The following is a 6,613-nucleotide window of genomic DNA, read 5'->3' as shown; positions in this document are numbered from 1 at the left end:
CTCCGTGTCAGGCACAGGGGCTGGGGCGCCGGGGACGGCGGGCTCGGGCGCGGAGGCCGCCTCAGGTGCGCTGTCCGTCTCGGGCGCGGGCGACGTCTCAGGCGCGTAGGCCGCCTCGGGGGCGTAGGCCGCGTCGGGCGCGTAGGCCGCCTCGGGTTCGCCGTCCGCCTCGGAGGCAGGGCGGGGCACCGGCGTCCCCATCACCGGTGGCGGGCCGAACTCCCCCGTCGGTGCCGCCACCGTGCCCGGCGGGGGTGCGGGAACCTCGTCGCCCGTCCCCGGCTCCGGTACGGCACGCAACGTGACCGTCGGGCCGGTACCGGCGGGCGGCTCCGGCTCGGGCACCGCGTGCAGCGGGTACGTGGGCGCCGGCTCCGGCACCGGCCCCCGCATCGTGCGCAGCACCCGCGTCGCGCTGTCCCCCGTCCCGTCGGCCCCGGTCGCGTCGCCCCCGGTCCCGTTGTCCCCCGCTTGGTCGGCACGCGGCGGCCGGGCGGGGCGGACGGCCTCGGCCGGTGGCGCCGGGTGCGGCCGGAACGGTACCGGCGGTGCCGTGCGCACCGGCTCCGCCGTGAAGGTGCTGGAGCCGTCACCGTGCACCAGCAACGACACGACGTAGCCGATGCGTTCGTCGGTGACCGTGGCGTGCACGGGCCGGCCGGTGGCCAGGACGATGCGGTGCAGGTGGTCCAGGACGGCCTGCTGGATCTCCTCGCCGGGCGCCGGCCGTACCGGTACGCCGTCCACGGATGCCCACGCCCCGGTCGGGGAGCCGGAGCCGTCCGCGCCCGCGGCGGCCGCGGGCACGTGCACGGCGATCGGGGTGGTCGGTGTGGATGCCGCCGAGCGCGCGGCGCGCTTGTGTTCCCGCTTCTTCTCGCGGCTCAGTCGAGACATCGGCTCCCTCATTCGGATGTGTGCCATCCGGTTGTACACGTACTGTCGAGTGTCTCCGTTCGCCCGCGCCGTCCACGTCACCGCGTCGTCACAGACTCGCACCAGGACCCGCACCGAAGGCCCTGCCTGTGACCGGGGTAACGTGCCGAGCGCCGGGATCGCCGGGACGACGACGGAGGGAACGGGCATGCGCGCAGGCGTGCAGCAGGGACCGGAGGTCTGGATCCGCGGGCCGGTGGCCGCGACCGACGCCGGTCTCCGTCCCGACCCCGGCGCCCGTCCCGGCTCTGCCCCGGGCCACTCCTGGGTGGCCGCGCACGGCGGCGCCGGCACCACCACGCTCGCGGCCGTCTACGGCGGCCACGACTGCGGACGGGCCTGGCCCGGCCCGGGCGAGCCGCCCTCGGTGCTGCTCGTCGCGCGGACCCATGCGGCCGGGCTGGACGCCGTCGGCCGGGCGCTGGAGGGGTTCCGCAGGGGTGCGGCCCCGGTCGGGCTCTGTCTGGACGGCGTGGTGCTGGTCGCGGACGCCCCGGGCCGGCTGCCGCGGCAGCTCGCCCAGCGGGTGCGGGCGATCGAGTCCGTCGCCGACGTGCACCGGGTGCCGTGGGTGCCCGCCTGGCGCGTGGGCGACCTGACCGGACGGCCACCACGCGAGACCGAGCCGCTCGCCCGTCTCCTCGCCGGCGCGGGAGCGCCCGGCCGGGCGCCGGAAGAACCGGGGCTGGGGCTGCCCTAGACGGTGATGTCCTTCGCCGTGAACCGGGCCCAGGCCGCCGAGCCGAAGACCGCCGCGTACAGCGCCTGCAGCTGAAGGTTCTTCAGCAGGCCGTCCCAGTAGACCGGCTCGCGCATCAGATCGGCGAAGGACAGCCAGTAGTGGGAGAACAGGTACGGCTGGACGGCGTGCAGCTGGGGTATCTGGTCGACGATCTGCACGCTGATCAGCAGGCCCACGGTCGTCGCCATGGCCGCGATGCCGCTGTTGGTCAGGGTGGACACGAACAGGCCGAGCGCGGCGATCCCGACGAGGGACGCGGCGACGACGAGCGCGATCAGCAGGGCACGCCACAGCCCCTCGGCGAAACCGATCTGTGTGCCGGAGATGGTCGTCAGGTCGCCGAGCGGGAACAGCAGCGCACCCACGACGAGCGCCGACAGGGCCACCACGAGGGTGGCGGCCAGGCAGAAGGCGACGGCGGTGGCGTACTTGGTGAGCAGCAGGCGGGTGCGGCCGGCCGGTGCCACCAGCAGATAGCGCAGGGTGCCCGCGTTCGCCTCGCCCGCAATCGCGTCGCCCGCGACGACTCCCACGGCCATCGGCAGGAAGAACGGCAGCGTCGCCGCCAGCGCGGTGAAGACCAGGAACAGCCCGTTGTTGGTGATCTGCGCGATGAACGCCGGGCCTTCGCCCCCGCCCGCGACCGAGGAGCCGTCCCTGGTCTCGATCCGCACGGCCACCCCGACCAGGACCGGCACGGCGGCCAGCACCCCGAGCAGCGCGAGGGTGCGCCAGCGCCGGAAGGTGGTCGCCAGCTCGCTGCGCAGCAGCCCGAACGTCCACAGCCGGTGCGGGGTACGCGAGGGGCATGCCGGCCCGGCGGCCGGCGCGGCGGTCTCAGCCCGCGACATCGAACCCCTCCCCCGTCAGTGCCACGAACGCGTCCTCCAGCGAGGCGCGTTCGACCCCGAAGCCGCGTACGCGCACCCCGGCGGCGACCAGCGCGGCGTTCACATCGGCCAGGTCGCGCTCCGGTGGTTCCCCGGTCACCCGGTCGCCGGTGACGACGACGTCGCCGACGCCCTGTTCCTTCAGCACGCGGGCCGCCTCGCCCGGGTCGGGCGTGGTGACCACCAGTTGGCCGCGCGCCCCGGCGGCCAGGTCGGCCACCGGGCCCTGGGTGACCAGCCTGCCGTGGGCCATGACCGCCGCGTGCGTGCACACCTGCTCGATCTCGTCCAGGAGGTGGGAGGAGACGAAGACGGTCGTGCCGTCCGAGGCCAGCTCCCGCACCAGGGAGCGGATCTCCCGCATGCCCTGCGGGTCCAGGCCGTTGGTCGGCTCGTCCAGGACGAGCAGTCTGCGCGGCTGCAGCAGCGCGGCGGCCAGGCCGAGGCGCTGTTTCATGCCCAGGGAGTACGCCTTGGCCTTCTTGCCCGCGGCCGCGGTCAGGCCCACCCGCTCCAGGGCGGCGGCGACCCGGGTGCTGCGGGTGCGTGGGTCGGCCGTCGGGTCGGCGGCGTCGTAGCGCAGGAGGTTGTCCCGGCCGGTCAGGAAGCCGTACAGGGCGGGGCCCTCGATGAGGGCCCCGATGTGCGGCAGGACCGTGCGCGCGGCACGCGGCACGGGGTGCCCCAGGACGTGGGCCGTGCCGGAGGTGGGCTCGATCAGGCCCATCAGCATGCGGATGGTGGTGGTCTTGCCCGAGCCGTTCGGACCGAGGAAGCCGAAGACGCTGCCCGCCGGGACGGTCAGGTCCAGGCCGTCCACGGCGAGCTGTCCGCCGCGGTAGCGCTTGGTGAGCGCGCGGGTGCGGATGACGCCGTCCACCGCGTCCGGCGCCACCGGTCGCGGCTCCCAGGCGGACGCCTCGTCCATCGGCTCCCTCGATCCGTCGTGCCCCTGCCGGGCGTCACTGTGCGGCGTTCGCCGCCTTCACCAGCGCGTCCTTGGTGACGGCTCCGGCGTACACCTTGCCGTCGTCCGTTATCAGGGCGTTGATCAGGCGGGTGGAGAAGACGGTGCCCTTGCCGAACGTTCCGCTCACCTGGTCGCCGAGCGAGCCGAGGAAGCCGCTCAGGGCGCCCTGGCCGGAGGACGACGGGATGCCGCCGCGGGCTCCGGTGTCGAAGGTGGCGATGGAGTTCCAGCCCGTGCCGAGCACCTTCATGCCGTCCTTGGCCGTCCCGCCGCCGGCGAGTCCCGGCGAGGGGAGGAGGCCCTTGGGGAAGCCACCGGAGGGCAGGGAGTGCTCGCCCGCCGCGGCGTGCTCGCCCTCGGTGACCTTCGCCCCCTTGGGCGGGGTGAAGCGGAAGGTGGAGGCGGCCGGCTCGGCGAAGCTGACCCGGGTGAAGCCCGCGTCCACGACGGCGGCACCGCCGGAGGCCGGGGTGAGCGTGAACTTCAGCGGCATCCCGGTCTTGGCGTCCACCGCGACGCTGATCACGCCGACCGTGGTGCCGGAGGCGTGCCGGGGCTTGACGACCAGCCGGTAGGCGTCCCGGCCGGCCACCCGGGCGGTGCCGTCGACCGTCACCGAGGTGGTGTCGTCGACCGACTTCAGGGCCTCGTCGGCGAAGTCCTTCGGCGTGGCGGGGGCCTGGTCCCGGTGCTCCTTGCCCTGCTGGGGAACGGTGGAGTGGTACACCTCGTCGGACTTGCTGTCGTAGCCCCAGAGGTCCTTGCCGTTGTGGACGATGCTGTACTCGGCGGCGCTCTCGATCAGCGAGATCTTCTGGCGGTCCGGTCCGTCGGTCGCGACCCGCAGGGTGTGCGTGCCGGAGGCCAGCTCGGTGAGCTTCGCGGACGGGTCGGCCGACGACCCGTCACCGCCCTTGCCGCCGCCGGAGACAAGGCCGTCCGCCAGCCCGCCGAGGTCCGGCAGGCCGAGGTCGGTGCTGATCCTGACCGTGCCGGACAGCTGCTCGACGTCCGACTTGGCGATCTTCTCGATGAGTTGCTGCGCGGTGATCTTCGGCAGGTCGGGGTCGCCGGAGTCGGCGAGTGCCGGGACGAGCCCGATGGTCGCCGCGGCCACCCCCACCACCGCGACGGGGACGACGTAACGAGCGGCCTTGCGTCGCCTCGCGTGCGGGTCACCGGCCTTCTCGGCGTCCCTGGTGTCGTCGGATTCGTACGGTGCCATGTGTGCCTTACCTCCGTCGTAGGCGGCGGCTGCCCAGTGCACTGCTCCCACCCCGAGCCGCCATTCTCACCCGAATCGGTGAGGAGTGGTGTGGTCCGTGTCTCCATCTGACCAAATCGGGGGCGCGGAAGCGTCAGACCGCGGAGCCAACTCCGTGTCCACCTGCGGTATGACGCACGGGGTGGACGTCTCCACCGCCCCGTAGGGGTCGGGGTGGAGAGCGCCGCCCGGGCACGGCGCCCGAAGGCGGCTTCCCGAGGGGCGGACAGGGGGCAGTTCCGGAGCGGCCGGGGGCAGTACGGGAGCAGGCCAGGGGCAGCGTCGAAGCAGGTCAGAGCATCCCGGGGCGGCCCGGGGGCGCGCCTGGGCACACCGGGCAGGCAGACCGGGAAGACGCGCCGCAGCAGACCGGGCAGCACCGGGTGGAGACGCCGGCGGACAGTCGGCCGGCCCGGTGCACCACCACGACGGGCGGCCGGCCCGGTGCACCACCGCGACGGCTAGCCGGCCCGGTGCACCACCGCGACGGCTAGCCGGCCCGGTGTACCACCGCGTCGCACAGTTCGAGCAGCGCGTCCTTCGCGTCGCAGTCCCGCAGCGGAGCGAGGGCGGCCCGCGCGTCCTCCGCGTAGCGCACGGTGTCCCGGCGGGCCTGCTCCAGGGCCGGGTGCGCGCGCAGCGCCGCCAGCGCCTCGGCGTGCCGGGCGTCGTCGCTCAGGTCGGAGTCCAGCAGCTCGCACAGCGCGACGTCCTCGGCCAGCCCGAGTCGCGCCGCGCGCTCGCGCAGCCGCAGCACCGGCAGCGTGGCGATGCCCTCCCGCAGGTCCGTGCCCGGGGTCTTGCCGGACTCGTGGGAGTCGGAGGCGATGTCCAGCACGTCGTCCGCCAGCTGGAAGGCGACGCCCAGCCGTTCGCCGTACTGCGTCAGCACGTCCACGACCGTCTCGTCGGCCCCGGACATCATGGCGCCGAATCGGCACGAGACGGCCACCAGCGAGCCCGTCTTGCCGCCGAGGACGTCCAGGTAGTGGTCGACCGGGTCGCGGCCGTCCTGCGGCCCGGCGGTCTCCAGGATCTGACCGGTGACCAGCCGTTCGAACGCCAGGGCCTGCACCCGGACCGCCTCGGGGCCCAGGTCGGCGAGGATCTGCGAGGCCCGGGCGAACAGGAAGTCACCGGTGAGGACGGCGACGGAGTTGCCCCAGCGGGTGTTCGCGCTGGCCACTCCGCGCCGCACCGCGGCCTCGTCCATCACGTCGTCGTGGTACAGCGTCGCCAGGTGGGTCAGCTCGACGACCACGGCCGACGGCACGACCCCCGGCGCGTACGGGTCGCCGAACTGGGCCGCGAGCATCACGAGCAGCGGCCGGAACCGCTTCCCACCCGCCCTGACCAGGTGCTGCGCGGCCTCCGTGATGAAGGGGACCTCGCTCTTGGTGGCTTCGAGCAGCCCTTCCTCGACAGCCGCCAACCCGGCCTGGACATCGGCTTCGAGAGCCTGGCCCCGCACGCTCAGCCCGAACGGCCCGACGACGGTCACGAGGGGTCTCCTGTCTGCTGGTGTCTGCTGGCGATTACACGGTTTGTCGATAGGTCGCTGCCATCACTCAAGTCAGCGTATCCGGTCATGTTTCGATCACCGATAGCGCCCACCGATACAGGCCGGGCGGTATCGGATCACGCCCGATATGACGCCGATCGCCACATATGCACAGATATTTGTCGACGTGATGCTCCTTGACCGAGGTTGCCCGCGCTCGCACACGTGCCCACACATACACACGTTCACACTGGCCATAACGTCACCCGACGTGACCATCGTCACGCTCCCTCGCCCCACACCTCCCTTC

Annotated in this window: 5 protein-coding genes and 1 pseudogene; 1 reads left to right on the top strand and 5 read right to left on the bottom strand. The window is 73.6% G+C overall.

Going from position 1 to position 6,613, the window contains the following annotated elements:
* Positions 1 to 897, bottom strand: a pseudogene (locus GV126_RS19275) (tetratricopeptide repeat protein); the annotation flags it as partial.
* A 187-nt stretch (positions 898 to 1,084) separates the two neighbouring features.
* Here GV126_RS19275 and GV126_RS19270 point away from each other — a divergent pair.
* Positions 1,085 to 1,636, top strand: a complete 552-nt coding sequence (locus GV126_RS19270) for a DUF6668 family protein (RefSeq protein WP_159668395.1) — start codon at positions 1,085 to 1,087, stop codon at positions 1,634 to 1,636.
* On the opposite strand, the gene GV126_RS19265 is transcribed toward GV126_RS19270, so the two are convergent.
* From GV126_RS19265 to GV126_RS19245, 4 genes are all read right to left on the bottom strand, one after another.
* On the bottom strand, positions 1,633 to 2,529 hold the full coding sequence (locus GV126_RS19265) for an ABC transporter permease (protein ID WP_159668392.1): 897 nt from the start codon (positions 2,527 to 2,529) through the stop codon (positions 1,633 to 1,635). The two genes, GV126_RS19270 and GV126_RS19265, sit on opposite strands and share 4 nt — an antisense overlap.
* Positions 2,516 to 3,496, bottom strand: a complete 981-nt coding sequence (locus GV126_RS19260) for an ABC transporter ATP-binding protein (RefSeq protein ID WP_159668390.1) — start codon at positions 3,494 to 3,496, stop codon at positions 2,516 to 2,518. Before GV126_RS19260 ends, GV126_RS19265 begins: the two co-directional genes overlap by 14 nt.
* 34 nt (positions 3,497 to 3,530) lie before the next feature.
* Positions 3,531 to 4,763: a LolA family protein gene (locus tag GV126_RS19255; protein ID WP_185946742.1), complete on the bottom strand. Its 1,233-nt coding sequence runs from the start codon at positions 4,761 to 4,763 to the stop codon at positions 3,531 to 3,533.
* Positions 4,764 to 5,292: 529 nt separating this feature from the next.
* Positions 5,293 to 6,303 (bottom strand): polyprenyl synthetase family protein, encoded by a 1,011-nt coding sequence (locus tag GV126_RS19245; RefSeq protein WP_159668379.1) that lies wholly within the window; start codon positions 6,301 to 6,303, stop codon positions 5,293 to 5,295.
* Between the last annotated feature and the right edge of the window lie 310 nt (positions 6,304 to 6,613).

It is taken from the genome of Streptomyces mexicanus, assembly GCF_902506575.1.
Taxonomy (GTDB): Bacteria; Actinomycetota; Actinomycetes; order Streptomycetales; family Streptomycetaceae; genus Streptomyces; species Streptomyces mexicanus.
Note: the sequence above shows the minus strand (reverse complement) of the source record. Positions and strands in the feature narration are given on the sequence as shown.

Bases quoted from the DNA above. Each gene is read 5' to 3' on its own strand.
- GV126_RS19270 (WP_159668395.1), top strand. From the start codon at position 1,085: ATGCGCGCAGGCGTGCAGCAGGGACCGGAGGTCTGGATCCGCGGGCCG.
- GV126_RS19265 (WP_159668392.1), bottom strand. From the start codon at position 2,529: ATGTCGCGGGCTGAGACCGCCGCGCCGGCCGCCGGGCCGGCATGCCCC.
- GV126_RS19260 (WP_159668390.1), bottom strand. From the start codon at position 3,496: ATGGACGAGGCGTCCGCCTGGGAGCCGCGACCGGTGGCGCCGGACGCG.
- GV126_RS19255 (WP_185946742.1), bottom strand. From the start codon at position 4,763: ATGGCACCGTACGAATCCGACGACACCAGGGACGCCGAGAAGGCCGGT.